The organism is Bradyrhizobium sp. KZN70725 (assembly GCF_055264925.1).
Window position 1 is genome coordinate 1 of the sequence record NZ_JBUYWT010000040.1, and the last position, 24,725, is coordinate 24,725.

The window sequence follows — 24,725 nt, forward strand, 5'->3', positions numbered from 1 at the left end:
ACCCCATCAGGCGACGGCCTTCGCGCCGATCCCGTACAGAAGCAAGTGCCCGGCGAGTGGATGACGCGAAAAGGGATTGACTAACCAAGGCCCGTTACAGAAGCCCGGATGAAGCAAAGCGTAGTCCGGGAACAGTATCACCCCACGGTGCCAACCCCGGATTTCGCGGAGCCTGTCATCGGGCGCGCGTTCGCGCGACCCGTTGGCTCCATCCGAGCTACCTCTTCACCTCCCCTTGGAAAGGGGAGGTCGCTTTGCTCGCAGAGCAAAGCGGGTGGGGATCTGCTCTCTCCACTTGCAGCAGAGCCCGCGGCTAACCCCCATCCCGACCTTCCCCCTTTCAGGGGGAAGGGGAAAGCACTCGTAGCCCGGATGGAGCGAAGCGTAATCCGGGAGCAGTATTGCCTCATGGAGCGAACCCCGGATTTCGCTGCGCTTCATCCGGGCTACGAAATTATCGCCTTGCGGAATTACGTCGCACGCTGTTTCAGCAGGTCGTCCAGGTCCAGCCGTCGCGTGAACATCGCGAGTTTGCCGTCCGCGCTGCGCGGCCATTCGGCCTCGGGGCGATCCCAATAGAGCTCGACGCCGTTCTCGTCGGGATCGCGCAGGTACAGCGCCTGGCTGACGCCGTGGTCGCTGGCGCCGTCGAGCTCGATGCCGGCCGACAGCACCCGGTGCAGCGCGTCGGCGAGCGCCGGGCGGGTGGGATAGAGGATGGCGGTGTGGAACAGGCCCGTGGTGCCCGGCGGCGGCGGATGGCCGCCCTTGCTCTCCCAGGTGTTGAGGCCGATGTGGTGGTGATAACCCCCGGCCGAGATGAAGGCCGCGTCCGTGCCCATGCGCTGCTGCAACTCGAAGCCGAGCACACCGCAATAGAAGCCGAGCGCCCGGTCGAGATCGGCCACCTTGAGGTGAACATGCCCGATCCGGGTGCCCGCGATGATGGGGGGATTCTCTGGCATGAGCGGACTCCGTTGACGTCAATGCCCCGCTATCAGGGGCGAGGTTTCGCCGCCTGATATAGTCTGGATTTGCCGACGCCGGAGCGATCGATCCGGAAACGCAGCGTTTCCGAAAGGCGCCACGGTCGCCGGGCCTAGCAGAGCTCCGACAACTCGCCGCCGGGCAGCTGGAACTCGAACGTGTTCAGCGTCATCGACACCATCGTGTAGTAGCCGCAGAGGCCGATCACCTCGACCAGGCCGCGCTGGCTCAGCACCTCGACCGCCTCGTCATACAGTGCCTTCGGCAGGCCGTGACCTTCGTGCAGCGCCTTGGCGACGTCGTAGATCACCCTGGCCTTGGGATCGTCGAAGCTTGGCGTCCGGCGCACGCGAATGTCCTCGATGATCTTCGGGTCGAGGCCGCCCTTCAGCGCCAGGCGCTTGTGGGCATACCACTCGTAATGCGCGGTCCAGTGCCGCGCGGTGACGAGGATCGCGATCTCCGACAGCTTTGGGGGAAAGATCGTGTCGAAGCGCAGCACCTCGCCGAGCCGCGTGGCATGCCGTGCCATCTCCGGGCTGTTCAGCCAGGCCATCATCGGCGCGGGTGGCGCACCGCGCTTGCCGGCGATCGACTCGTCGTAGGTTTCTTTCTGGGCGGCGTTCATTTCGCTAGGCGAAAGCAGCTTCAGCCGCATGTCCGTTTCCTTTTGTTTTTCAAGCGTTACCCCATCTCGGCGATACACCCGATCGCGCGAGGTGAGTAGCGACGCCAGAGCATGGCGCGGCCGCGAGGCATATTGAATTCGGCGGCTGCGTAGGTCTAAGGTCGAATCCAATTCGTCGAATTTGACTGGAAACGCACCATGGCTGACCTCGAGAAATTCCGCGCGGAGACCCGCGCCTGGCTGGAGCAGAATTGCCCGCCGGAGATGCGCAAGCCGATGACCTCGGATGGCGACACCTTCTGGGGTGGCCGCAACACGAAATTCTCGTCCGAGGCGCAGCGCGTCTGGTTCGAGCGGATGCGCGACAAGGGCTGGACCGTGCCGCATTGGCCGAAGGAATATGGCGGCGGAGGCCTCGACGGCGAGGAGGCCAAGATCGTGCGCCAGGAGATGGCTGCGATCGGCGCGCGTCAGCCGCTGACCTCGTTCGGCATCTCCATGCTGGGACCGGCGCTGCTGAAATACGGCACCGAGGAGCAGAAGAAGGAGCATCTGCCGAAGATCACCGCGGGCCTGATCCGCTGGTGCCAGGGCTATTCCGAGCCGAATGCCGGCTCCGACCTCGCCTCGCTGCAGACCCGCGCGGTCGGCGACGGCGACGATTACATCATCAACGGCCAGAAGATCTGGACGTCCTACGCCAACTACGCCGACTGGATCTTCTGCCTGGTGCGCACCGATCCCGCGGCGAAGAAGCATGACGGCATCAGCTTCATCCTGTTCGACATGACCTCGAAGGGCGTGTCGACCAAGCCGATCCTCCTGATCTCGGGCTATTCGCCGTTCTGCGAAACCTTCTTTGACAATGTTCGCGTGCCGAAGTCGCATGTCGTCGGATCAGTCAATCGCGGCTGGGATGTCGCGAAATATCTGCTGCAGCACGAGCGCGCGATGATCTCCGGCATGGGCGAGCGCGGCGTCGGTCGTCCGCTCGGCCAGATCGCCGCCGACTCGGTCGGTGCGGACGCGCAGGGCAAGCTCGATGACGCGCAGCTGCGCAGCCAGATCGCGAGCTTCGAGGTCGACGAGGCCGCGCTCGCTGCCGCCGCCGAGCGCGCGGTCGATCTCGCCAAGGCCGGGCAATCGCATCCGGCGTTCTCCTCGGCGATGAAATATTACGGCACCGAGCTCAACAAGCGCCGCTATGAGATCCTGATGTCGGCCGGCGGCATCGATGCGCTGGAATGGGAGAGCGACCGCTCCAAAGGCGGCGCCCGCCCGCGCGCCTGGCTGCGCACCAAGGCCAATTCGATCGAGGGCGGCACCTCGGAGGTGATGCTCGGCATCGTCGCCAAGCGCATCCTCGATTTGCCGGGCGCGTGATCGCTGCACCGTCGTTCCGGGGCGTCGCGAAGCGGCGAACCCTGATGCGCGATTGCGCATCGCGAACCTCGAGATTCCGGGTTCGATGCTGTCGCATCGCCCCGGAATGACGAACTCAGACCGTTGCTTAGAACGTTAGATCGGATTTCCTATGGCCCTCGTCCTCACCGAAGAACAATCCATGCTGCGCGACAGTGCGCGCGGCCTCATCAGCGACAAGGCGCCGGTGGCGCATCTGCGGTCCTTGCGCGATGCCAAGGATGCCACCGGCTTCTCGCGCGATCTCTGGAAGACATTTGCGGAGATGGGCTTCTCCGGCCTGCTGGTGCCGGACCAGTTCGGCGGCAGCGGGCTCGGCTGCGTCGAGGCCGGCATCGTCATGGAGGAGATCGGCCGCACCTTGATGCCGTCGCCGTTCCTCGCGACCTCGGTGCTCGCCGCCTCGGCGCTGTCGCGCGGCGGCAGCGAGGCGCAGAAGGCGCAGCATCTGCCGAAGATCGCCGACGGCTCGCTGCTGGCGGCGCTCGCGATCGATGAGGGCGCCAAGCATCGCCCGTTGCAGACCAAGTTGCAGGCCACGCGCTCCGGCAACGGCTTCAAGCTGTCGGGCGACAAGGCCTTCGTAGTCGACGGCCACACCGCCGACCTCCTGATTGTCGCCGCGCGCAGCGCGGGCAGCGCCGGCGACAGGAACGGGCTGACGCTGTTCCTGGTCGATCCAAAGGCGAAGGGGCTCGCGGTCGAGCGCACCGCGATGGTCGATTCGCACAACGCGGCGCGCATCGTGTTCGACAATGTCGAGGTCAACGCCGACAGCGTGCTCGGCGAAGTCGATCAGGGCTTTGGGCTGCTCGAGGGCGTGCTCAATATCGGCCGCGGCGCGGTGGCGTCCGAAATGGTCGGCCTCTCCGACGAGGTGTTCGGCCGCACCGTGGCCTATCTGAAGGAGCGCAAGCAGTTCGGCAAAGCGATCGGCGAATTCCAGGCGCTGCAGCACCGTGCCGCGCAGCTCTACATCGATATCGAGATTACGCGCGCCGCCGTGTTGAAGGCGCTGCAGGCGCTCGACACGGACATCGACAAGGCGGCCACCGCGGTCGCGGTGGCAAAGGCCCGCGCCGGCACCACTGCGACGCTGGCCGTGCAGGAGGGCGTGCAGATGCATGGCGGCATGGGCATGACCGACCAGTTCGACATCGGCTTCTTCATGAAGCGCGCCCGCGTCTGCCAGGAGCTGTTCGGCGACAGCAACTTCCACACCGACCAGCTGGCGAGCGGCAAGGGGTATTGATCTTCGCCGCGTCATTGTCGCTACGCAACACGCTGTCATCGCCCGGCTCGCCGCCTTCGCTCAAGCTTCGGCGCGCCTGAAAGCGAAAGCCTCGTCGAAGCCTTGGCGTAGACGGGACCGGGCGTTCCAGTATTCCAGAGACGTCGGCGCTTGAGCCGAGAAGCCGCGGCGTACTGGATCACCCGCTTTCGCGCGGGTGATGACAGCGGTGAGGGCGGCTTGGCATAGGCTCGTCATTGCGAGCGAAGCGAAGCAATCCATCTCTCCACTTGTGGCGAAATGGATTGCTTCGTCGCTTCAGCGCAAAATTGCTTTGCAATTTTGTCGCGACCTCCTCGCAATGACGATGGAGAGTCTACCGGATCGGCGGCGCGTACTGGACGCCGCCGGCGTTCCAGAGCTGGTTCATGCCGCGCGGGATCTTCAGCTTGGAGTCGGCGCCGACGTTGCGGTCGTAGACCTCGCCGTAATTGCCGACATGGCGGATGATGCGCACCGCCCAGTCCTTGGTCAGACCGAGATCCTCGCCATAGCTGCCCTCGGTGCCGACCAGCCGCATCACCTCCGGCTTCTTCGACTTCAGCGCCTCGTCGATGTTCTTCGAGGTGATGCCGAGCTCTTCGGCGTTGATCATGGCGTACAGCGTCCACTTCACGATCATCATCCAGTCGTCGTCGCGCAAGCGCACCACCGGCGCCAGCGGCTCCTTGGAGATGATGTCGGCGAGGATCGTGTGGTCGCTCGGCTTGGCGAGGTTGAGCCGCAGCGCATAGAGCTGCGAGGCGTCCGATGTTAGCGTATCGCACTGGCCGGAGTTGTAGGCGTTCACGACGTCGTCCAGCTTGTCGAACTTCATCTCCGTGTACTTCATGTTGTTGGCACGGAAATAGTCGGCGAGATTGAGCTGCGTCGTGGTGTTGGCCTGCACGCAGACCTTGCTGCCGTTCAGGTCGAGCGCGGAATCGATGTTGCGCGAGCGTGGCAGCATGAAGCCCTGGCCGTCATAATAGGCGACCGCGGGGAAATAAAGGTCGTAATTGGTCTCGCGCGACATGCTCCAGGTGGAGTTGCGCGAGAGGATGTCGACCTTGCGGTTCTGCAGCTCCTTGAAACGCTCGCTGGCGTCGAGCGGAACGAACTTCGCCTTCGACGGGTCGTCGAAGATCGCCGACGCGACCGCGCGGCAGAAGTCGACGTCGAAGCCGGTCCAGTTACCCTTGTCGTCCGGGATCGAGAAGCCCGGCAGGCCCTTGTTGACGCCGCACAGCACGTCGCCGCGACGGACGGTGCGCTTCAGCGTGCGGGTGTCGTAACGCTCATAGGTGATGGCGGCGGCCGCAACCAGTGCGGCGATCGCGAGCCCGATCGTCAGGCCGCCTCGAAATGTACGCATGGGTTCTCTCTCGCGAAGGATCGGGGGGAAAGGCGGGGCGGATATCGAAGGCGGGTAGAGATCAGAGTTCGGGCTTCTGCCGGATGATCACCTTGGTGCCGACCGGAACGCGGTTGTAGAGATCGGCGACGTCGTTGTTGACCAGGCGGAAGCAGCCGGAGGAAACGGCGGTGCCGATGGTGTCGGGCCGGTTGGTGCCGTGGATGCGGTAGACCGTGGTGCCGAGATACATCGCGCGTGCGCCGAGCGGATTGCCCGGGCCGCCCGCCATGAAGCGCGGCAGATAGGGCTGGCGCGCGATCATTTCCGGCGGCGGCACCCAGTCCGGCCACTCGGCCTTGCGGGTGATGCTCACCAGGCCCTGCCATTGAAAGCCTTCGCGGCCGACGCCGATACCGTAGCGGAGCGCGCGGCCATTACCCTGCACCAAATAAAGATGGCGCTCGGCGGTCGCGACGATGATGGTGCCCGGCGCCTCACTGGTCCGGTAATATACGACCTGCTTCTGCCATTCCGGGTCGAGCTCGTAGCCGTCGTCAGCAACAAGGCCGGGCTCGTCGGCGTCCGGGCGGTTTTGGGCGAAACCCTGCGACGTCGACAGCACGAGCGCGCCCGTCGCGATCAACATCCAGACCAGGTGACGAAACTTCGTCATTGAAAGCTCTCCTCGTTGGCACGCGGCCAAATGGTTGCTCCACCCGCAAATCAGGCAGCATCAAATCTCAGCGGCAGCTTGATGGCAAGCTTAGGGCCGCACCACAGGTATATCCCTGTAATGCTTCTGTTTTTTGTCATTGATTGTCGCGGCACGTTGCGCGGGCCGCCTCATTTCGGCGCGATCCAGAGTCGCAAGGCGAACGAGATCAGCGCCACGGTGCCGACGCCGCCGAGCCACAGCGCTGCGAACCACAGCAGGCGCTGGCCGAGCGGCCGCTGATTCGAGCCCTCGGGCATCAGTGGTATCCGTGGCCGGGGCGCACCTTGCCGCGGAACACCCAATAGGCCCAGGCGGTGTAGCCGAGGATCAGCGGCACCAGGATCGAGACGCCGACCAGCATGAAGACCTGGCTGTTGGTCGGTGCCGCCGCCTGCCAGATCGTGATGCTCTGCGGCACGATGTACGGATACATGCTGATGCCGAGTCCGGCATAGGACAGCGCGAACAGCCCGAGCGTCAGGAAGAACGGCTGGTGGTCGTTCTTGTTGCTCAGCGCGCGCAGCAGCAGTGCGGTGACGGCGGCGACCGCGATCGGCACCGGCGCGGTGAGGATGATGTTGGGCCAGGCGAACCAGCGCTGGGTGTACTGCACGCTGAGGAAAGGCGTCGCGATGCTGACGGCGCCGATTGCGCCCAGCATCGCGACCAACAACATCCAGCTCAGATGATAGGCGCGGTCGCGCAGCTCGCCCTCGGTCTTCATCACCAGCCAGGTCGCGCCGAGCAGCGCGTAGCCGATCACCAGCGCGACGCCGGTCAGGACGCTGAACGGCGTCAGCCAATCCCACCAGCCGCCGGCGTATTGGCGGCCCTCGACATGGATGCCCTGCAGGATGGCGCCGAGCGCGATCCCCTGCGCCAGTGTCGCAAGCAGCGAGCCGCCGGCGAAAGCGATATCCCATTTGTTGCGCGCCTTCTGGGTCCGCCAGCGGAATTCGAAGGCGACGCCGCGGAACACGAGGCCGAGCAGCATCGCGATCATCGGCGTGTAGAGCGCCGGCATCAGCACCGCATAGGCCAGCGGAAACGCCGCCATCATGCCGCCGCCGCCGAGCACCAGCCAGGTCTCGTTGCCGTCCCACACCGGCGCCACCGTGTTCATGATGACGTCGCGGTCGGTCTTTTGCGGAAACAGCGGAAACAGGATGCCGAGGCCGAGATCGAAGCCGTCCATCACGACATAGACGAACACGGCAAAGGCGATGATGAAGGCCCAGATCGTGGCGAGATCGATCATCGCGCGCCCTCCACGGCTGCGCCCGCCGCCGGCGTGATGCCGGCCGCGCGGGCCGGAAGATCCTTCGTCGGGCCTTGCTCGCCGGGATGCGGCGGCTGCGCCATCAGCCGCAGGATGTAGATCACGCCCGCGGTGAACACGGCGAAATAGACGATGATGAAGGCGATCAGCGACGAGCCCACCGCGGGCGCCGCCAGCGGCGACGCCGAATCGGCGGTCCGCAGCAGCCCGTAGACCGTGAACGGTTGCCGCCCGGTCTCCGTGGTGATCCAGCCCGCGAGCACCGCGATGAAGCCGGCGGGGCCCATCAGCACGGCGAAGCGATGCAGCAGCGACGACTGGTACATCATCCCCCGCCAGCGCATCAAAAGGCTGAGCAGGCCGAGCCCCATGATCAGGAAGCCGAGGCCGACCATGATGCGGAACGACCAGAAGGTGATTGGCACCGGCGGCCAGTTCTCGCGCGGCACGGTGTCGAGGCCGGCCAGCGGCGCGTCGAGCGAATGCTTCAGGATCAGCGACGACAGTTTCGGCACCTCGATCGCATACTTGACCTTCGCTTCACGCTGGTCGGGCCAGCCGAACAGGATCAGCGGCGCGCCGTCCTTGTGGCTCTGGTAATGCCCTTCCATCGCCATCACCTTGGCGGGCTGGTGCTCCAGCGTGTTGAGGCCGTGCTGGTCGCCGGCGAGGATCTGGATCGGCGCCACGAGGGTGGCCATCCACATCGCCATCGAGAACATCACGCGCGCTCCCGCCAGATGCTGGTCGCGCAGCAGATGCCAGGCGCCGACCGCGCCGACCACGAGCGAGGTGGTAAGGTACGCCGCCAGCACCATGTGCACGAGGCGATAGGGGAACGACGGATTGAAGATCACCTTGAGCCAGTCGGCGGCGACGAACTGGCCGTCGGCGTTGACGGCGTGGCCGGTCGGCGTCTGCATCCAGGAATTGGCCGACAGAATCCAGAACGCCGAGATCAGCGTGCCGATCGCGACCATCAACGTCGCCACGAAGTGCAGCCTGGGGCCGACGCGCTCGAGCCCGAACAGCATCACGCCGAGGAAGCCGGCTTCCAGGAAGAATGCGGTCAGCACCTCATAGGCCATCATCGGGCCGATCACCGGCCCGGTCTTGTCGGCAAAGGACGACCAGTTGGTGCCGAACTGGTAGGACATCACGATGCCCGAGACCACGCCCATGCCGAACGCGACCGCGAAGATCTTCAGCCAGTAATTGAACAGGTTGATGTAGACCTCGCGCCTGGTGGCAAGCCACAGCGCTTCCAGCACCGCGAGATAGCTCGCAAGCCCGATCGAGAATGCGGGAAACACGATGTGGAACGACATCGTGAAAGCGAATTGCGCGCGGGCGAGTACGACCGCATCCCAGCCTTCGAACATTACGCACCATCCGTCGTCGACCTGGCGTGGACCTTACCACGTCAGCTGTGACGACAAAGAGGGCGGATTGTCCGACTGGAGCGGGTTGAGTTTTGGCTGGATCGGCTTGGTGCGGTCCCGGTTCACCTCTCCCCGTCGGGGAGAGGTGAGCTTTCGACGCCGTTCCAGCTCAACCTGATTTCATCAGGCTTTAGCTGTTGGCGTTGAGCAGCCGCGCGACGGTGCGGTCGATCTCGTCGTACTGTCCCTCGCCGGCGTGCTGGAACACGATCTTGCCGTTCTGGTCGATCACGTATTGCGCCGGCCAATACTGGTTGCGGTAGGCGTTCCAGGTCTGCGAATTGTTGTCCTGCGCCACCGGATAGAGGATGCCGTGCCGCTTCAGCGCCGCCTGCACGTTGGAGGCCGAATGCTCGAACGGGAATTCCGGCGTGTGGACCCCGATCACGACGAGGCCGCGATCCCGGTACTTCGAATAGAGCTGGGTGACGTGCGGCAGCGTGTTGACGCAGTTGACGCAGCCATAGGTCCAGAAATCCACCAGCACGACCTTGCCGCGCAGGTCGGCGAGCTTCAGTGGCTGCGAATTGAACCAGTTGCTGATGCCGACGATTTCGGGCGCGGTCTGGCTCTGTCCGGTTGTCATGGCGATCGCCGGCGGCACCGGCTGTGCCGGCGCGTCTGACTCGGTGCAGAGGCCGGGAATGACGGCGCCGCCGAGGCCAAGGCCCGTAACCAGAGCGGATACGGCAATCAAGCGCAGGGACATCGATATCTCCTTTGGGCTTACAGGCCGATCTGGCCGTTGGGATAGAACTGGGTCAGCCACGCCACGATCAGCGTGTCGTATTGCAGGTAGGACAGCGCGGCGAATGCGACGATCACGACGCCGAAGCCCTGCTGCAGGCGCGGCGCGATCCGCGCCATGCTGCGAGCGCGCGTGGTGACGGCCTGTCCGCCATAGGCAATCGCAAGCATCGGGATCGCGGCGCCGATCGCGTAGGTGACGAGCTGCAGGCTCGCCCACGCGGTGTCCTTCGAGGTCGCGACGATGGTCAGGATCGAGCCGAGCACGGGGCCGGCGCACGGCGTCCACACCAGGCCGAGCGTAGAGCCGAGCACGAAGCCACCGAACAGGCTGTGCGACGGCGCGGCCTGACCGAGGCTGCCCCCTTGTTTAGACGCGCTTTCTTGACGCGAACCGGTATCCACTTCGCTCGAAAACGCTTTGGTAGCGCCGGTGAGCCGGATCGACAGCCATTCGAACGGCGCCGGCCAGATCATCAGGAGGCCGAAGCCCGCGAGCAGCACGGCCGCGCCGGTCCGCAGCACGTTCGGATCGAAATCGAAGGCGCGCGTGATCGCGCTCAGCAGCAATGCCACCGCAGAGAATGACATCACGAAACCGAGCGCGATCATCGCGGGCCGCGCCTTGCCGGTCTGGCCTATCGATACCCCGAGCAGGATCGGCAGCATCGGCAGGGTGCAAGGGGCGGCGACGGTGGCGACACCGGCAAGCAGGGCAAGGGCAAGGCTGAGCATCGTCATCCGTCCATCAGAGTCCCGGCGCGCCAGAGGGCCGTGCCGGGTACGCCTGATGTTCTTCGCAAGGACGGTTTGGCCGTTACGGCGGACCGGTCGCGGGCCGCGTCACGTCTGTGTGAGGCGAGGCGCACTCGGCTTCACGACGTCGCGCCAAATACAGAGCGACCCGGCTGGGGGCATCCCGGCCGGGTCGTTGGAGGCTACTTGGGAGGTTAGAACGAAGAGGTATCGAAACCGGTTCAGTGAATTGGGGTTGGGGTTGCGTCGTTGGATATAGGTATAGAGGTCGCGTTTTTCCGGGTGATGTCGTCGATTGTTTCAATTGTTTCGTCGCCTGAATTTTTCGGCTTCTTGGACAATTGCCCGGGTCGCGTGATTTCCCTTTAAGATATTGAATTTGCAGTCTTTTATGCGGCGACGCTATCCACGCCGGCACCCCGCAGGAGGTCGGCGAGCTGCTTGCGGGCATAGAACATGCGGGTCTTCACCGTGCTCTGCGGGATCCCGATGATCTGCCCGGCCTCCTCGACCGACTTCTCATGGTAGTAGACCAGATTGATGATCTCGCGGTGAGCCGGCGACAGCTTGGCCACGCAGGCGCGGAGGATCTCGCTGGTGGTGGCGCGATCGAGCGAGGTTTCCGGCGTGTCGGCGCCGTCGGCGATCTCCAGCACGTCGTCCTGGTCGATGTCCTCATGCTTGCGCTGGCGCAGCGCGGTCAGCGCCTTGAAGCGGGCGATCGAGAGCAGCCAGGTCGAGACCTGCGAGCGGCCCTCGAATTGGGCCGCGGTGCGCCAGACGTCCAGGAACACCTGGCTCACCAGGTCCTCGGCCATCGTGGTGTCGCGCACCATGCGGAGCACGAAGCGGTAAACCCGGACGTTATGACGGGAATAGAGCGTGTGCATCGAGGTGCGGTTATTCTTGGCGATACGCGCGAGCAGCGTTTCATCCGAGGTCGCGCGAGCAGCGTCGATATGCTTCGTGGCTGCAGAGTTGATGGCGATGACGTTCGGCATGACAGGCTCCCAGTTCGCCGTTGGGCGGCGGTTCGTTGGGAGAATTGTTAGTTACGGCCCGTTTCCGGATGTCTGCGCGAAAAGCGGAAAATGGTTTCGTGAACGGGAGAATTGTTTCGTCGCCGGCCCGACGACGAAACATTCGGGACCAAAAAGCCAATAATTTCAATGCGAGGAAAATTCGAACGGCCGGATTCCTGCCGTCGGAACGAATCCGGCTGTTATGACTTCTGGCACTGTCGGGGCTTATTCGGCCGCCTGCAGCGAGGGCGCCGCCTTTTTCGGGGCAATCCAGAACGCATCGGGCCGTTCGAACAGGAAATTGGCCCGCGCCGCCAGCGCCAGCCGCCAGATCACGAGCGAGCCGGCGACGCCGACCGCGGTCACGATCAGCGAGATCAGGCCGATGTCGTGGATGACGCCGAAGCGCAGCAGAAGGGTGCGTGACGCCGCCATCGGCAGGAAGAAGGCGAGATAGATCACGATCGAATGCTCGCCGCAGAAGCGCAGGAAGCCAAGCCAGTGCGCGCGCGCCAGCAGCGTGCCGGTCACGATGATCGCGCAGGCGCCGGCAAAGCCGAGTGCCAGCGAGACGACCGGCCATTCGCTCACCTCGAGCGCAACCAGGCCGCCATTGATCAGCGCCCAGAGCCCAAGCCCGAGCAGGGCAAGCGCAGGCCGTGCCCGCGCGCGGTCCGAGAGCGCGAACACGTAATCGGCGAGGACATAGCCGGTGTAGAAGTAGACGAAGCGGGAGCAGAACTCGTCGATCACGGTCCAGCCGGTCGCGACATGCGCGGTCTCCAGCGCTGCCGCGATCAGCCAGATCACGAGCGGGTGGACGTTGCGCGCGAGCTTGGTGACGACGAAGAAGATCGGCAGCAGATAGATGAACCACAGCGTGCCGAACGGCTCGATGAAGGATTCGAGGTATTGCAGTCCAACCTGGGCCCAACCGGTCTCGGCGGCCAGCGACGGCGCCTTGAAGCCGAACTGGATCGTCACCCAGAGCACGTAGAAATAGGCGAAGTGCATCACCTTGCGGTCGAGATAGGTGCGCCAGTCGCGATCGATCACGACCGACAGGAACAGGCCCGAGATCAGGAAGAAGTCCGGCATCCGGAACGGCTTCGCGAACATCACGACGTAGTGCATGAAGCCGGTCTGGTCGGCGGCCTTCTCGACCCCCAGCACCGAATGCATCATCACGACCATGATGATGCAGATGCCCTTGGCGTAGTCGACCCAGTCGACGCGTCCGCTCGCGCCTGGGGCGGAACGATCTGTCGCAGCGGCTGTGCCGTTCGTGGTCATCTTTGTCTCGTTCCGGCGTGATCGGGCCTACCATCGGCCCGATCGGTTGCTTTCTCCTTTATTGATACAAATGGTGTGCCACCAAACCGGACCTTTCCGCGGGTTTCCCGTAGCCGGCGAATGGTCTAAGAGGCCGTGGAATCCAAGAGAAGAGACCGTTTGTTAACCATGGGACGCAGCCCGGCCCGAGCGCCGCTGCGATGATGAGAATCCTTGCCGCGCCAATTCGATAGTCCGCTGCCGATCGACGCCGTGCTCGATGAGCTCGATCGCACGCTCGTGGGCCACAACGCCGCGGTGCTGGTGGCGCCGCCGGGTGCCGGCAAGACCACGCGCGTGCCGTTGGCGTTGCTCGATGCACCCTGGGCGAGGGGCAAGAAGATCATCGTGCTGGAGCCGCGCCGCATCGCCGCGCGCGCCAGCGCGGAGCGGATGGCGAAGACGCTCGGCGAGCGTGCCGGCGAGACCGTCGGCTATCGCGTGCGCTTCGGCTCGAAAGTGTCGCGCGCGACGCGGATCGAGGTCGTCACCGAAGGCATCTTCTCGCGCCGGATCCTCGACGATCCCGAGCTCAACGGCATCGCCGCGGTGCTGTTCGACGAATTCCATGAGCGCTCGCTCGATGCCGATCTCGGGCTGGCGCTGGCGCGCGACGCGCAGACCGGCCTGCGCGAGGATCTGCGGATCCTCGTGATGTCGGCAACGCTCGACGGTGCACGCGTCGGAAAACTGCTCGGCGACGCGCCGGTGGTCGAAAGCGAGGGGCGCGCCTTTCCGGTCGAGACCCGTTACGTCGGCCGCAAGGTCAACGCGCCGCTGGAGCGGCAGATGGCCGAGACGATCGCGACCGCGCTGCGTGCCGATGCCGGCTCGGTGCTTGCCTTCCTGCCGGGCGCCGCCGAGATCCGCCGCACCCAGACCTTCCTCACTGAGCGTGTGCACGACGCCTCTGTCGAGATCGTGCCGCTGTTCGGCGCGCTCGATGCCAGCGTGCAGGATCGCGCCATCGCGCCGGCGCCGAAGGGCACCCGCAAGGTGGTGCTGGCGACCTCGATCGCCGAGACCTCGCTGACCATCGAGGGCGTCCGCATTGTGGTGGACTCTGGCCTTGCGCGGGTGCCGCGCTACGAGCCAGACATTGCATTGACGCGGCTCGAGACCGTGCGGGCGTCGCGCGCCGCGGTGGATCAGCGGCGCGGCCGCGCCGGCCGCATCGAGCCCGGCGTCTGCTACCGGCTCTGGGACGAGCCGCAGACCGCGTCGCTGCCGGCCTACACCGCGCCCGAAATCCTCTCCGCCGATCTGTCCTCGCTGGTGCTCGACCTCGCGCAATGGGGCGTCAGCGATCCCGCGGGCCTTGCCTTCCTCGATCCACCGCCGGGACCGGCGCTGAAGGAAGCCAGATCGCTGCTGTCGGAGCTCGGGGCGCTCGACGGTGATGGCCGCATTACAGAGGAAGGGCAGAGCCTGCGCGCGCTGGCGCTGCCGCCGCGGCTGGCGCGCATGATCGTGGATTCCGCCCGCTTCGGTATGGGCGAGGAGGCGGCCGAGATCGCCGCGGTTCTGACCGAGCGCGGGCTCGGCGGCGACAGTGTCGATCTCGACGTCAGGCTCGACCAGTTCCGCCGCGACCGTTCGCAGCGCGCATCGAGCGCCCGCAGCATGGCGGCGCGCTGGGCCGCGCAGGTGAAGTCGGCTGTCGGCGAAGCGAAGGATCTCTCCACCGGCGTCATGCTGGCCTTCGCATTCCCGGATCGGGTCGCCCGGAACCGCGGCAATGGCAGCTTCGTGCTGGCCAACGGCCGCGGCGCCGCCGTCGAGCAGACCGCGGCGCTGGCGCGGCTGCCTTATATCGCGGTCGCCGAACTGACCGGCACGGCCGCGAGCGGCCGCATCCTGCTGGCGGCGCCGATCACCCAGGAGGAGATCGAGCAGCGTTTCGCCGACCAGATCGAGAACGTGGAAGAGGTGACGTTCGACCGCGGCGCGATGGCGCTGCGCGCGCGGCGCCGGCGTTCGCTGCACGCGATCACGCTGTCGGAAGCACCGATGTCGCTGTCGCCCTCGGCCGAGACCGCGCGCGTCTTCGCCGACGGGCTCATCGCGGCCGGGCTCGACCGGTTGCCGTGGTCGAAGCACTCCAAGCAATGGCGCGACCGTGTCGTGTTCCTGCGCAAGGCCGAGGACGAGAGCTGGCCCGATCTGTCCGACACCGCGCTCGCCGCGCGTGCCGACGACTGGCTGGTGCCGGCGCTCTACGACAAGACCGCGCTGAAGGACCTGTCCGCCGGCGACCTGTCGGACGCGCTGATGGCGTTGCTGCCGTGGGAATTGCGCGCGCGGCTCGATCGCGAGGCGCCGACGCATTTCGAGGCGCCGACCGGAACGCAGCTCGCGATCGATTACGAGGCCGAGCAGGGCCCGACCATCGCGGTGCGGCTGCAGGAGCTGTTCGGGCTCAACACCCATCCCTCGATCGCCAAGGGCGCGGTGCCGCTGGTGCTGGAACTGCTGTCGCCGGCACAGCGGCCGGTGCAGGTGACGCGCGATCTGCCCGGCTTCTGGCGCGGCAGTTACGCTGCGGTGCGTTCCGACCTGCGCGGCCGCTATCCGCGCCATCCCTGGCCGGAAGATCCCGCCAGCGCGATGCCGACCAGGCGCGTGAAACCGCGCGGCACGTGACGGGTCGCGAATCTCATGCATCGCCGTCATTGCGAGGAGCGATAGCGACGAAGCAATCCATCGTTCCGCGCATGCCGCACGATGGATTGCTTCGCTTCGCTCGCAATGACGGGCATAGACCCGCACCATCCGGGACGTAACGCTGGCGAGCGTCCGCAAACGGTGGTTAGATTTGCACGCTGGGATGGGATCACGGGCTCGCAGTTTGGGGAGGTCACCGTGGAGATCAAGAACGCATCGCCGTCGCTGTACAACGAAGACCTGGCGCCGGCCAAGGAACGCAACTGGGGTGCCTTCAGCATCTTCAACGTCTGGACCTCGGATGTGCACAGCCTGTGGGGCTATTATCTCGCCGCCAGCCTGTTCCTGCTCTGCGGCAGCTTCGTCAATTTCATCCTCGCGATCGGCGTCGGGTCGCTGGTGATCTTCGTGCTGATGAGCCTGATCGGCAATGCCGGCGTGAGAACCGGCGTGCCCTATCCGGTGCTGGCGCGGGCCTCGTTCGGGGTCTGGGGCGCCAACATTCCGGCGCTGGTGCGCGCGATCGTCGCCTGCTTCTGGTACGGCGCGCAGACTGCGGCGGCCTCGGGCGCGATCGTTGCGCTGCTGACGCGCATCGACAGCTTCAAGGCGTTCCACCAGTCCAGCCATATGCTCGGCCATTCCACGCTCGAGGTGATCTGCTTCGTCGTGATCTGGGCGCTGCAGCTCCTGATCATCCAGCGCGGCATGGAAACGGTGCGGCGCTTCCAGGACTGGGCGGGACCTGCGGTGTGGTTGATGATGCTGATCCTTGCGATCTATCTGTGCATCGCGGCCGGCGGGATCTCGCTCACCGCGCCGATCCCGCAGGACGTGCTGCTGGAGAAGACCAAGGAGGCTGGCGTACCCGGCGTGCCCGGCTCGTTCCCGGCGCTGTGCGCCGTCGCCGCGACCTGGATCACCTATTTCGCCGCGCTCTATCTCAACTTCTGCGACTTCTCGCGCTATGCGCCCGATGCAGCCGCGCTGCGCAAGGGCAACATCTGGGGCCTGCCGGTCAACCTGGTCCTGTTCTCGCTGGTCGCCGGCGTCACCACGATCGCGGCGTTCAACGTCTATCACGAGGTGCTGCTGCATCCCGACCAGATTTCGGCGAAGTTCGACAGCTGGTTCCTGGCGCTGCTCGCGGCGGTCACCTTCGCGGTGGCGACGCTCGGCATCAACGTCGTCGCCAATTTCGTCTCGCCGGCGTTCGATTTCTCGAACGTGTTTCCGCGGCATATCGACTTCAAGAAGGGCGGCTACATCGCGGCGCTGATCGCGCTGGCGCTGTATCCGTTCGCGCCCTGGGAGGGCAGCGCCGCCTCGTTCGTCGGGCTGATCGGCGCGACGATGGGACCGATCTTCGGCGTCATGATGGTCGACTATTACCTGATCGCCAAAGGCCGCGTGAACGTGCCGGCGCTGTATCAGGAGAACGGCGAATATCGCTTTCAGAACGGCTGGAACGTCAGCGCGCTGATCGCCGCCGGCATCGGCGCGCTGTTCTCGTCGGTGCTGCCGAACTTCACCTCGATCCTGCCGGCGTGGTGGGCGGTCTATGGCTGGTTCTTCGGTGTCGGGATCGCGGGCGCGGTCTATTACGCGCTGCGCGTTGCGATGCCGAGCCCGGTCGCCAGGACGGCCTGAGAGACGGCCTGAGGGCCGGAAATTGCGGCCCTCGCGGGCGACCGACGTCATTCGGCCGCCCCTTGGGGCTCGCATTAACCCTTCGCTCATCCTTTTCGCCAAAATGGCAGGCTCGTGCCGCCGCCCTCGCTCGCGGCGGGGCGGGCGGCGTGGTGAAATTGCGTGTTCGGTTTTCCGAGTATGGTGTCATGCGTAACCTGATGATTTTCGCGGCCATCCTGATCGGGCTGGGCACCTTCATGGCTCAGATGGCCAGCAAGATGTCGCCCGCCGCCGCGACCACCACAAAGCAGATCATGGCCCCAGCCGTCACGGTGGCGCAGGCCAGCGCCCGCACGCTCAGTATTGCGCCCGATCCTCGCGGTCATTTCGCGACCGACGGCCGGATCGACGGCCAGCGCATCAACTTCATGGTCGACACTGGCGCCTCGGTGGTAGCCCTGAACGAAACGTCCGCGGCACGCTTCGGCCTGCGTCCGGTGCCGGGCGATTACACCTCGCGCGTCACCACTGCCAACGGCACCATCAAGGCCGCGCGCGCCCGCATCGCCATGATCGAGATCGGCGGCCTCACCGTGCGCGACGTCGATGCCCTGGTGCTGCCCGACGAGGCGCTGTCGGAAAACCTGCTCGGCCTGTCCTTCCTGTCGAAGCTGAAGCGCTTCGAATATGCCAACGGTAAATTGTTGCTGGAGCAATAGGCCGCACTTTCGCACTGCGAGGGAATTCAGGGCGCTGCTTGTTCACATTTTGGGAATGAGAGGGCAATCGAGTCGATCCTCGCGACGGCGCGGCATTTGCGCCAGACGTTCGCGGGCAACGTCAGACCTTAGGCGCTTTCGCAGAGCGTCGCGCCGATCTCCCGGCGTCCTCACTGTAAATCCCTACTGCACTCTCTGATATAGCCGGGCGGGTCGTCGACATCTTTCGGCACATCAATCCATTGCCCATTGTGTTCAATGCGCATCGACCGTTCCAAGCCTACCCCAAACCCTTTCTTTTCCGGGTTTCGGTCGCAAACTGCCTTGAGGGTGCGAAGTTCGATCTTCGCAAGATCCCGCTTTGTTGATTTTTGAAAGCCAAAGTCACGACATCCAGCTTACACCAGGGGCCCGAGTTTGCCTTGCATACCGTTGAATTGGCGAGCAGAAGGCATAAGGCTCCGGCGAGCACGAACATTTTCATCGGCATGACTCAATATTTGTATCGATTCCAATCAGGCATTCTCGACCCCGATTGGCTTGCCGTGAAGCCAATACAGATAGCTCCCATCCCAAGATCCAACCCACGCTCGATAATCCGGAGTTTTCTGCGAATAAGCCTTCGCATTGTCTAGATCTCCATCAATCTCGTGCTGATCATCCCAGTGCATGTGCCGACGTGCCACCGCACCGCTGTCGCCAAACCCCACACCACCGCCCAGCGCTCCGTCTTGGAATCCGCGCGCTATCTGATCGTAGTAATATAGTCCGCCGCGCTTATGAATTTCCACGCCCAGTTCCGTGATAAAACCCCTGCTCTTGGTCTCTTCCGGGTAATATTGGGCACCAAGGTCTATCATTTCCTTACGGGCAGCGTCCCATGCGCGCTCCGCGCTCTCGAAACCGATCCCCGCATTGCGGCTCGGAAAGTCGCCACCTTCGGCGCCGCCAAAGCGCTTGATGCCAGCGACGCCACCCGATCCGCTGGGGCTGTTGCCAGTCGCCGGCCCGTTGACGCCGGGCTGACCGGCTGCTGTCGCAGGCTGTTGCGGCTGGGTTTGCGGCTGTGGCTGCGTTAGTTGAGTCGATGTCGGCGGCTGCTGAATCTGCGCCTGTTGAGTTACGCCATCCGCGGCGAACGGGTCGTGGTCAACGGGAACGAGCGAGTAGTCATCGAAATCCGGCTGATGGTCCACCGGCACCAGAGAGTAATCAGGCATCATCAATCACCTACAGATATTGCGGACACCTTCGGGGGAGCCCGCGCGTGACCGCACCTCGCGGAGAGGGCTGGGTTGGCTTTAGATGTTTGAAGCCAAGTGCTCGAAGGATGGCTTGCGCAATGGCGCGGAAGTGTCGCTTCCGGTTCGGCTTGCAAATCGTCTTCGCCGGACGCCCGCCTGTCGGCGGGGGCGGCCTTGGCCGTCAGCCAGTTCGGCTCGCTGCGGTGGCCGATTTCGGCGCGCTGCTGGGTCGGAGCGATTAGCGGTCAAGCAGCGCGTAGGGCGCAACAGCGCGGCGTATTGCGCCGGCGTGCAAGTATTGGCCGACGCCAAATCTGGCGCAATTATTAGCCACCAGCCCCAGTCTCTGCTTTCGCCCGGCCCGCGCATTCGCTAAAGGCTGCGACGATGTTTTTCTGCATACGACCATAAGGCCGAACCATGTTTCCCAAGCCGAAATCCGCGCTGGTTCCGAACACCTATGCCTTCGAATCCGAGCCGATGGTGAAGCCGACCGGGTTTCGCGAGTACGACGCGCGCTGGCTGTTCAACAAGGAAATCAACCTGATGGGCGTGCAGGCGCTGGGCATGGGGCTCGGCGCGCTGATCGCGGAGCTCGGCATCCGCCAGGAGATCGTCACCGGTCACGATTTCCGCGGCTATTCCGCCTCGATCAAATACGCGCTGATCTCGGGGCTGATGGCGGCGGGCTGCAAGGTGCATGACATCGGGCTCGCGGTGACGCCGATGGCCTATTTCGCGCAGTTCGATCTCGACGTGCCCTGCGTCGCCATGGTCACCGCCTCGCACAACGACAATGGCTGGACCGGCGTCAAGATGGGCGCCAACCGTCCGCTCACCTTCGGTCCTGACGAGATGTCGCGGCTGAAGGCAATCGTGCTCAACGCCGAATTCAACAACACGGCCGGCGGCTCCTATCAATTCCACGAGAATTATCCGGCGCGCTACATCGCCGACCTCACCAGCCGGCCGAAGCTGAAGCGCAGGCTGAAGGTCGTCGCGGCCTGCGGCAACGGCACCGCGGGCGCGTTCGCGCCGCAGGTGCTGGAGGCGATCGGTTGCGATGTGATCCCGCTCGACACCGAGCTCGATCACACCTTCCCGAAATACAATCCGAACCCCGAAGACATGGAGATGCTGCACGCGATCCGCGATGCGGTGCTGGCGCACAAGGCCGATGTCGGCCTCGGCTTCGACGGCGACGGCGACCGCTGCGGCGTGGTCGACAACACCGGCGAGGAGATCTTTGCCGACAAGGTCGGCGTCATGCTGGCGCGCGACATGTCGGCGATCAACGCCAACGCGCAGTTCGTCGTCGACGTGAAGTCGACCGGGCTGTTCGTGACCGATCCCGTCTTGCGGAAGCAGGGCGCGAAGACGGTCTACTGGAAGACCGGCCATTCCTACATGAAGCGGCGCACCAATGAGCTGGGCGCGCTCGCCGGCTTCGAGAAGTCGGGCCACTTCTTCTTCAACAAGCCGTTCGGCCGCGGTTATGACGACGGCCTGGTGTCGGCGATCGCGATCTGCGAAATGCTCGACCGCGCCCCCGGCAAGTCGATGGCCGACCTGAAGGACGCGCTGCCGAAGACCTGGTCGTCGCCGACGATGTCGCCGCATTGCGCCGACGAGGCGAAGTACGGCGTCGTCGACGCTGTCGTGAAGCACTTCGAGGCGTTGCAGCAGCAGGGCGGGAAGGTCGCGGGCCAGAACATCCGCGACCTCGTCACCGTCAATGGCGTGCGCGTCACGGTCGACGACGGCAGCTGGGGCCTGGTGCGCGCGTCCTCGAACAAGCCGGAGCTCGTGGTCGTGGTGGAAAGCCCGGTCAGCGAGCGGCGCATGCACGACATGTTCGAGGCGATGGATGCCGTGCTGCGCACGCATCCCGAGGTCGGCGAGTATAATCAGAAGATTTGAGCTGGGTGCTCCTGGGTCGTCATTGCCGGGCTTGACCCGGCAATCCATCTCGGAAAAGCTTTCTTGAAAATCGATGGGCACGCGGGTCAAGCCAGCGTGCGACGGTCGGTGTCCGCAGCTTCACGCCGCCCGCAGCGAGGCCAGGAAGCGGTCCAGCTCGGTCTTCAGCCACTCCGATTGCGACGACAGGCCGTTGGCCGCATCGAGCAGTTGTGCGGTCGCGCTGCCGGCCTGTTCGGAGGCGCGGTTGACGTTCAGGATGCCCTTGTTGACATCCCGCGTGCGATCGGCGGCCTGCTGCAGATTGCTGGAGATCTCGCGGGTCGCCGCGCCCTGCTGATCGACGGCGGCCGCGATCTCGCCGGAGACGTGGTCGATCTCCGCGATCGTGGACCCGATGGTCCCGATCGCGCTGACGGCCGCGCCGGTCGCGCTCTGGATATCCTGGATCTGGGCCGAGATCTCCTCGGTCGCCTTGGCGGTCTGGTTGGCCAGTGCCTTGACCTCGCTTGCGACCACGGCGAAACCGCGGCCATGCTCGCCGGCGCGCGCCGCTTCGATGGTGGCGTTCAGGGCGAGCAGATTGGTCTGGCTGGCGATGCTCTGGATCAACGTCACCACCTCGCCGATCTTCTGCGTGCCGGCGGCAAGGCCTTCGACGACGCTGTTGGTGCGGCGTGCCTCGTCGGCGGCCTTGGCGGCGATCCGCGCCGAGCGCGTCACCTGCTCGGCGATGTTGCTGATCGAGGCCGTCAGCTCCTCGGTCGCGGACGCGACGGTTTCCACATTGCTCGAGGCCAGCGTCGATGCGGAGGCGGCGGCGGTGGCCTGGCGGATGGTTTCCGCGTTGCTGCCGTTCATCGTTGCCGACAGGTCCTGCATCGCGCCGGCCGCCACCGCGACGGCCTCGACGACCTCGCCGATCTTGCGCTCGAAGCCGGCGGCGAGCTCGCGCCGCGCGGCATCGCGATCGTGCTTGGCGCGTTCGGCCTCGATGCGCTCGGCGTTGGCGCGCGCCTCGGCGGCACCGGCGGCCTCGGCCTCCGCCGCCTTCAGCGCCGACGTCCTGAACAGTTCGGCAAGCGTGTGCGCGAGCCAGATCAGCACGCCGGCCTCGATCAGCAGGATCACGGCGTGGAGAACGACGCGACCGAAATCGGCGCCGCCGGGATAGATCGCGGCCGGCAGGATGAAATTCAGCGTCAGGTGGTGCAGGGCAACCGCCAAAGTGCCGGCGACGATCGGCCGATAGTCACAATAGGCGACGAGGCACGCCAGCGCGGCGAAGAAATACATGTGCATGTCGACCTGCCAGCGGTGGCCGGCGAACTGGTAGACCAGCATCGACACGCCGGCCATCAGGGCCACGGCAACGATCAGGCGGGTTGAAACGCCATTCCCCGATACGCGCCACGACAATGTCGCGGCCAGCGCCATCGCGACCATGAAGCCAGCCGGCATCAGCCAGTCGGTGTGCAGCGTGATGCCGACGATGATCGCGATCGGAACGTGCAGCCACAGCACCACGAGCAGGATCTTGCTCGTCGTCTCGCGCAGCGCGGCCATTTCATCGCCTTCGAAGGTCATCCCCAACCCCCAGATCGTCATCCGCCCCGAAGCAGCCGGCGATCGCCTGCGGATCCATGGTCAGCAAGGCGCCGGCCTCGTACAGCCGGCCCAGCCCTCCATTGCGGTCAGGCCGCACCACCAGCAGGGCCGGGATCGCGGTCATCCGAACGATCGACGCATTGGCGGCTGCGGCGGCCAGCAGCGCGCGCTCGGCGCGCCACCATGGCGGAAAGGCCACGGCCACCACGTCGCTGCCCGCACGCACCTTTAGCGACAGCGTTGCGACCGCGATCCAGCTCGCCATCAGCAATGCGGCCGCGCCCAGCCAAGCAGGCCGTCGTCTCGCTGGGATGATCTCCCCCGGCTCCATCGCAGCAGGATACCGCTGCCGGCGCTAACTTCAGGTAAATGCCGAACAGGCGAACTACCTGGGAGCGTATCGACGTCTCGTGTGGGGTTGTGCGGCGGCGCTTACGCCGCGGGCACCGGCAGCGCCGTCACCGACTTGATCTTCTCCATCGCGAAGCGCGAGGTGACGTTCTTCAGCGGCACGGCACTGATCAGCTTCTTGTAGAAGACGTCGTAGGCCTGCATGTCCGCGACCACGACGCGCAGCATGTAGTCGACGTCGCCGGCCATCCGGTAGAACTCCATCACCTCGGGCATGGCGCTGACGGCGTCGGCGAATTTGCGCAGCCAGGCTTCCGAATGGTCGGCGCTCTCGACCGAGACGAACACCGAAATCCCGAGGCCGATCTTGTTCTGGTCGACCAGCGCCACGCGGCGCAGGATCACGCCGTCGGCCTCCAGCCGCTGGATGCGCTTCCAGCACGGCGTCGACGACAGGCCGACCCGGTCGCCGATCTCGGCGACGGAGAGCGACGCATCCTCCTGCAGCACGGTTAGAATCTTGCGATCGATCGCATCGAGGCGGCGGCTGTTGTCATGAAGCTGAATGGCGACATCGGTCATAGAAGAAAGTTCCATATGGAGGTTCAATATCCCTCATATAGAGAAGAATCTTCCAAATCAAGCGATTCGTGGCGGCTCAGGCTGGCTTGGCGTCGGCGTGCTGACCCAAAAACTCTTCAACTTCAGTACGTTGCGGTGCGGCATAAGCACCCCCGAAGCGGGTGCATTTCAGCGCTGCAGCGGCCGAGGCGAAGCGGAGCGCGTCCCGTAGCGGCTGTTTCTCGGTGATGGCGAGGGCGAAGGCCCCGTGGAACACGTCGCCGGCCCCGAGCGTGTCGACGGTATGGACCGGGAAGGCCGGGGTTTCCTCGAGCTCGCCGTTCTCGTTGAGCCAGATCGTGCCCATCGGCCCGCGGGTGCCGGCCAGGAAGGAGGGGGTGAGCTTGGCGAGCTTGTGCAGCGCCTGGCCGTCGTCGGTGACGTCGGCGGTCTCCTGCAGCGGCTCGCTGGAGAACACCAGGTGGGAGGAGGCGGTGAGCAGCCCCTCCCGCATCGACATCGCGCGGTCGACGTCGACCACCACGGGGATACCGCGCTTGACCGCCTCGGCGCAAAGCTCGGTGCAGAACGGCGCGCAGCGGCTCTCGGTCAGGATCGCCGCGCAATCCTCCAGCAAGAGTTCGGTCGGCGGCAGCTTGACCTTCCAGAGCTCCGGATCGCGGAAGGTGACGATGGTGCGCTCGCCGCTGTCGTCGATCATGATCGCCGAGATCGGGGTGACGAGGTTCGGCATGTGGATCAGATGATTGGTCTCGATGCCTTCCTGGGCGAGCTTGTCGAAGATGTAGCGGCTCGAGGTCTCCTGCGAATCGCCCATCGGTCCGCAGATCGAAGCGCGCCCGCCCAAGCGGACGATGCCGATGGCGGCGTTCAGCGCATTGCCGCCGCAGATCTCGTCGAAATGCGTCGCGTTCTCCTTGGAGCCGCGCGCCGGAACGCTGACGCGAAAGGTCAGGTCGCGCACCGGCAGGCCGATGCAGAGGATGCGGGGCGGGACTTTCGGGGCGCCGTTCTGAAAATTCATGCGGGGATCCGTCGCAATGGTTCC

General features: G+C 65.0%; 22 protein-coding genes. 6 read left to right on the forward strand and 16 right to left on the reverse strand.

Translation table 11 applies throughout. The annotated features are described in order from the left end of the window. Nucleotides 1–470: 470 nt before the first annotated feature. Nucleotides 471–965, reverse strand: coding sequence for a VOC family protein (locus ACZBJS_RS29645; protein WP_316398602.1), 495 nt, complete (start codon nucleotides 963–965; stop codon nucleotides 471–473). Between the two features lie 134 nt (nucleotides 966–1,099). Then, on the reverse strand, nucleotides 1,100–1,645 hold the full coding sequence (locus tag ACZBJS_RS29650; protein ID WP_028343517.1) for a carboxymuconolactone decarboxylase family protein: 546 nt from the start codon (nucleotides 1,643–1,645) through the stop codon (nucleotides 1,100–1,102). Nucleotides 1,646–1,813: 168 nt separating this feature from the next. Here ACZBJS_RS29650 and ACZBJS_RS29655 point away from each other — a divergent pair, with 168 nt between their 5' ends. Then, the gene (locus ACZBJS_RS29655) at nucleotides 1,814–2,998 is read left to right on the forward strand and encodes an acyl-CoA dehydrogenase family protein (RefSeq protein WP_229191734.1); all 1,185 of its coding nucleotides are present in this window, start codon (nucleotides 1,814–1,816) and stop codon (nucleotides 2,996–2,998) included. A 151-nt stretch (nucleotides 2,999–3,149) separates the two neighbouring features. Further along, nucleotides 3,150–4,289, forward strand: a complete 1,140-nt coding sequence (locus ACZBJS_RS29660) for an acyl-CoA dehydrogenase family protein (protein WP_316398603.1) — start codon at nucleotides 3,150–3,152, stop codon at nucleotides 4,287–4,289. 355 nt (nucleotides 4,290–4,644) lie between these two features. Here the strand turns inward: ACZBJS_RS29660 and ACZBJS_RS29665 are convergent, their stop codons facing one another. From ACZBJS_RS29665 to ACZBJS_RS29705, 9 genes are all read right to left on the reverse strand, one after another. Continuing rightward, nucleotides 4,645–5,682, reverse strand: a complete 1,038-nt coding sequence (locus ACZBJS_RS29665; RefSeq protein WP_141339963.1) for an amino acid ABC transporter substrate-binding protein — start codon at nucleotides 5,680–5,682, stop codon at nucleotides 4,645–4,647. Nucleotides 5,683–5,743: 61 nt separating this feature from the next. Then, nucleotides 5,744–6,337 carry a L,D-transpeptidase gene (locus ACZBJS_RS29670; RefSeq protein WP_057018994.1) on the reverse strand — a complete coding sequence of 198 codons (594 nt, stop codon included), beginning with the start codon at nucleotides 6,335–6,337 and terminating at the stop codon, nucleotides 5,744–5,746. A gap of 170 nt (nucleotides 6,338–6,507) precedes the next feature. Next, a complete protein-coding gene (locus tag ACZBJS_RS29675; protein ID WP_156436394.1) occupies nucleotides 6,508–6,636 on the reverse strand; it encodes a DUF2474 domain-containing protein in 129 nt (42 codons plus the stop codon). Beyond that, nucleotides 6,636–7,637 (reverse strand): cytochrome d ubiquinol oxidase subunit II, encoded by a 1,002-nt coding sequence (cydB, locus tag ACZBJS_RS29680; RefSeq protein ID WP_057018993.1) that lies wholly within the window; start codon nucleotides 7,635–7,637, stop codon nucleotides 6,636–6,638. Before cydB ends, ACZBJS_RS29675 begins: the two co-directional genes overlap by 1 nt. Beyond that, entirely contained in the window at nucleotides 7,634–9,040 is a 1,407-nt protein-coding gene (locus ACZBJS_RS29685) for a cytochrome ubiquinol oxidase subunit I (protein ID WP_057018992.1), read from the reverse strand. The genes cydB and ACZBJS_RS29685 overlap by 4 nt, the downstream gene beginning before the upstream one ends. A gap of 190 nt (nucleotides 9,041–9,230) precedes the next feature. After that, entirely contained in the window at nucleotides 9,231–9,809 is a 579-nt protein-coding gene (locus tag ACZBJS_RS29690) for a thioredoxin family protein (protein WP_316398604.1), read from the reverse strand. Between the two features lie 17 nt (nucleotides 9,810–9,826). Next, nucleotides 9,827–10,582: a cytochrome c biogenesis CcdA family protein gene (locus tag ACZBJS_RS29695; protein WP_316398626.1), complete on the reverse strand. Its 756-nt coding sequence runs from the start codon at nucleotides 10,580–10,582 to the stop codon at nucleotides 9,827–9,829. 410 nt (nucleotides 10,583–10,992) lie between these two features. Continuing rightward, nucleotides 10,993–11,604 (reverse strand): sigma-70 family RNA polymerase sigma factor, encoded by a 612-nt coding sequence (locus ACZBJS_RS29700; protein WP_057018990.1) that lies wholly within the window; start codon nucleotides 11,602–11,604, stop codon nucleotides 10,993–10,995. 246 nt (nucleotides 11,605–11,850) lie between these two features. Further along, a complete protein-coding gene (locus ACZBJS_RS29705; RefSeq protein WP_316398605.1) occupies nucleotides 11,851–12,918 on the reverse strand; it encodes an acyltransferase family protein in 1,068 nt (355 codons plus the stop codon). A 213-nt stretch (nucleotides 12,919–13,131) separates the two neighbouring features. Here ACZBJS_RS29705 and hrpB point away from each other — a divergent pair, with 213 nt between their 5' ends. The 3 genes from hrpB (at nucleotide 13,132) to ACZBJS_RS29720 (ending at nucleotide 17,972) form a co-directional block, all read left to right on the forward strand. Then, complete coding sequence (gene hrpB / locus ACZBJS_RS29710; RefSeq protein ID WP_316398606.1) at nucleotides 13,132–15,600, forward strand: ATP-dependent helicase HrpB; 2,469 nt, start codon at nucleotides 13,132–13,134, stop codon at nucleotides 15,598–15,600. Nucleotides 15,601–15,819: 219 nt separating this feature from the next. Further along, nucleotides 15,820–17,271 carry an NCS1 family nucleobase:cation symporter-1 gene (locus ACZBJS_RS29715; protein ID WP_316398607.1) on the forward strand — a complete coding sequence of 484 codons (1,452 nt, stop codon included), beginning with the start codon at nucleotides 15,820–15,822 and terminating at the stop codon, nucleotides 17,269–17,271. A gap of 200 nt (nucleotides 17,272–17,471) precedes the next feature. Beyond that, nucleotides 17,472–17,972 carry a TIGR02281 family clan AA aspartic protease gene (locus ACZBJS_RS29720; protein ID WP_316398627.1) on the forward strand — a complete coding sequence of 167 codons (501 nt, stop codon included), beginning with the start codon at nucleotides 17,472–17,474 and terminating at the stop codon, nucleotides 17,970–17,972. Nucleotides 17,973–18,487: 515 nt separating this feature from the next. On the opposite strand, the gene ACZBJS_RS29725 is transcribed toward ACZBJS_RS29720, so the two are convergent. Further along, complete coding sequence (locus tag ACZBJS_RS29725) at nucleotides 18,488–19,192, reverse strand: hypothetical protein (RefSeq protein WP_316398608.1); 705 nt, start codon at nucleotides 19,190–19,192, stop codon at nucleotides 18,488–18,490. Between the two features lie 444 nt (nucleotides 19,193–19,636). Here ACZBJS_RS29725 and ACZBJS_RS29730 point away from each other — a divergent pair, with 444 nt between their 5' ends. Next, a complete protein-coding gene (locus tag ACZBJS_RS29730) occupies nucleotides 19,637–21,136 on the forward strand; it encodes a phosphomannomutase/phosphoglucomutase (RefSeq protein ID WP_316398609.1) in 1,500 nt (499 codons plus the stop codon). Nucleotides 21,137–21,256: 120 nt separating this feature from the next. Here ACZBJS_RS29730 and ACZBJS_RS29735 read toward each other — a convergent pair whose 3' ends face one another. The 4 genes from ACZBJS_RS29735 to ACZBJS_RS29750 form a co-directional block, all read right to left on the reverse strand. Then, entirely contained in the window at nucleotides 21,257–22,723 is a 1,467-nt protein-coding gene (locus ACZBJS_RS29735; protein ID WP_316398610.1) for a methyl-accepting chemotaxis protein, read from the reverse strand. After that, the gene (locus ACZBJS_RS29740; RefSeq protein WP_316398611.1) at nucleotides 22,704–23,009 is read right to left on the reverse strand and encodes a hypothetical protein; all 306 of its coding nucleotides are present in this window, start codon (nucleotides 23,007–23,009) and stop codon (nucleotides 22,704–22,706) included. The genes ACZBJS_RS29735 and ACZBJS_RS29740 overlap by 20 nt, the downstream gene beginning before the upstream one ends. Before the next feature lie 167 nt (nucleotides 23,010–23,176). Then, nucleotides 23,177–23,677, reverse strand: coding sequence for an Lrp/AsnC family transcriptional regulator (locus ACZBJS_RS29745; RefSeq protein WP_016848075.1), 501 nt, complete (start codon nucleotides 23,675–23,677; stop codon nucleotides 23,177–23,179). Nucleotides 23,678–23,753: 76 nt separating this feature from the next. Beyond that, a complete protein-coding gene (locus ACZBJS_RS29750) occupies nucleotides 23,754–24,701 on the reverse strand; it encodes a sugar kinase (protein ID WP_038385636.1) in 948 nt (315 codons plus the stop codon). Nucleotides 24,702–24,725 lie beyond the last annotated feature (24 nt).

What these genes read in the sequence shown, in the direction of transcription:
- ACZBJS_RS29645 (WP_316398602.1), bottom strand. Translation starts at nt 965, where the DNA reads ATGCCAGAGAATCCCCCCATCATCGCGGGCACCCGGATCGGGCATGTT.
- ACZBJS_RS29650 (WP_028343517.1), bottom strand. Translation starts at nt 1,645, where the DNA reads ATGCGGCTGAAGCTGCTTTCGCCTAGCGAAATGAACGCCGCCCAGAAA.
- ACZBJS_RS29655 (WP_229191734.1), top strand. Translation starts at nt 1,814, where the DNA reads ATGGCTGACCTCGAGAAATTCCGCGCGGAGACCCGCGCCTGGCTGGAG.
- ACZBJS_RS29660 (WP_316398603.1), top strand. Translation starts at nt 3,150, where the DNA reads ATGGCCCTCGTCCTCACCGAAGAACAATCCATGCTGCGCGACAGTGCG.
- ACZBJS_RS29665 (WP_141339963.1), bottom strand. Translation starts at nt 5,682, where the DNA reads ATGCGTACATTTCGAGGCGGCCTGACGATCGGGCTCGCGATCGCCGCA.
- ACZBJS_RS29670 (WP_057018994.1), bottom strand. Translation starts at nt 6,337, where the DNA reads ATGACGAAGTTTCGTCACCTGGTCTGGATGTTGATCGCGACGGGCGCG.
- ACZBJS_RS29675 (WP_156436394.1), bottom strand. Translation starts at nt 6,636, where the DNA reads ATGCCCGAGGGCTCGAATCAGCGGCCGCTCGGCCAGCGCCTGCTGTGG.
- cydB (WP_057018993.1), bottom strand. Translation starts at nt 7,637, where the DNA reads ATGATCGATCTCGCCACGATCTGGGCCTTCATCATCGCCTTTGCCGTG.
- ACZBJS_RS29685 (WP_057018992.1), bottom strand. Translation starts at nt 9,040, where the DNA reads ATGTTCGAAGGCTGGGATGCGGTCGTACTCGCCCGCGCGCAATTCGCT.
- ACZBJS_RS29690 (WP_316398604.1), bottom strand. Translation starts at nt 9,809, where the DNA reads ATGTCCCTGCGCTTGATTGCCGTATCCGCTCTGGTTACGGGCCTTGGC.
- ACZBJS_RS29695 (WP_316398626.1), bottom strand. Translation starts at nt 10,582, where the DNA reads ATGCTCAGCCTTGCCCTTGCCCTGCTTGCCGGTGTCGCCACCGTCGCC.
- ACZBJS_RS29700 (WP_057018990.1), bottom strand. Translation starts at nt 11,604, where the DNA reads ATGCCGAACGTCATCGCCATCAACTCTGCAGCCACGAAGCATATCGAC.
- ACZBJS_RS29705 (WP_316398605.1), bottom strand. Translation starts at nt 12,918, where the DNA reads ATGACCACGAACGGCACAGCCGCTGCGACAGATCGTTCCGCCCCAGGC.
- ACZBJS_RS29720 (WP_316398627.1), top strand. Translation starts at nt 17,472, where the DNA reads ATGATTTTCGCGGCCATCCTGATCGGGCTGGGCACCTTCATGGCTCAG.
- ACZBJS_RS29725 (WP_316398608.1), bottom strand. Translation starts at nt 19,192, where the DNA reads ATGCCTGATTACTCTCTGGTGCCGGTGGACCATCAGCCGGATTTCGAT.
- ACZBJS_RS29730 (WP_316398609.1), top strand. Translation starts at nt 19,637, where the DNA reads ATGTTTCCCAAGCCGAAATCCGCGCTGGTTCCGAACACCTATGCCTTC.
- ACZBJS_RS29735 (WP_316398610.1), bottom strand. Translation starts at nt 22,723, where the DNA reads ATGACCTTCGAAGGCGATGAAATGGCCGCGCTGCGCGAGACGACGAGC.
- ACZBJS_RS29740 (WP_316398611.1), bottom strand. Translation starts at nt 23,009, where the DNA reads ATGGCGAGCTGGATCGCGGTCGCAACGCTGTCGCTAAAGGTGCGTGCG.
- ACZBJS_RS29745 (WP_016848075.1), bottom strand. Translation starts at nt 23,677, where the DNA reads ATGACCGATGTCGCCATTCAGCTTCATGACAACAGCCGCCGCCTCGAT.
- ACZBJS_RS29750 (WP_038385636.1), bottom strand. Translation starts at nt 24,701, where the DNA reads ATGAATTTTCAGAACGGCGCCCCGAAAGTCCCGCCCCGCATCCTCTGC.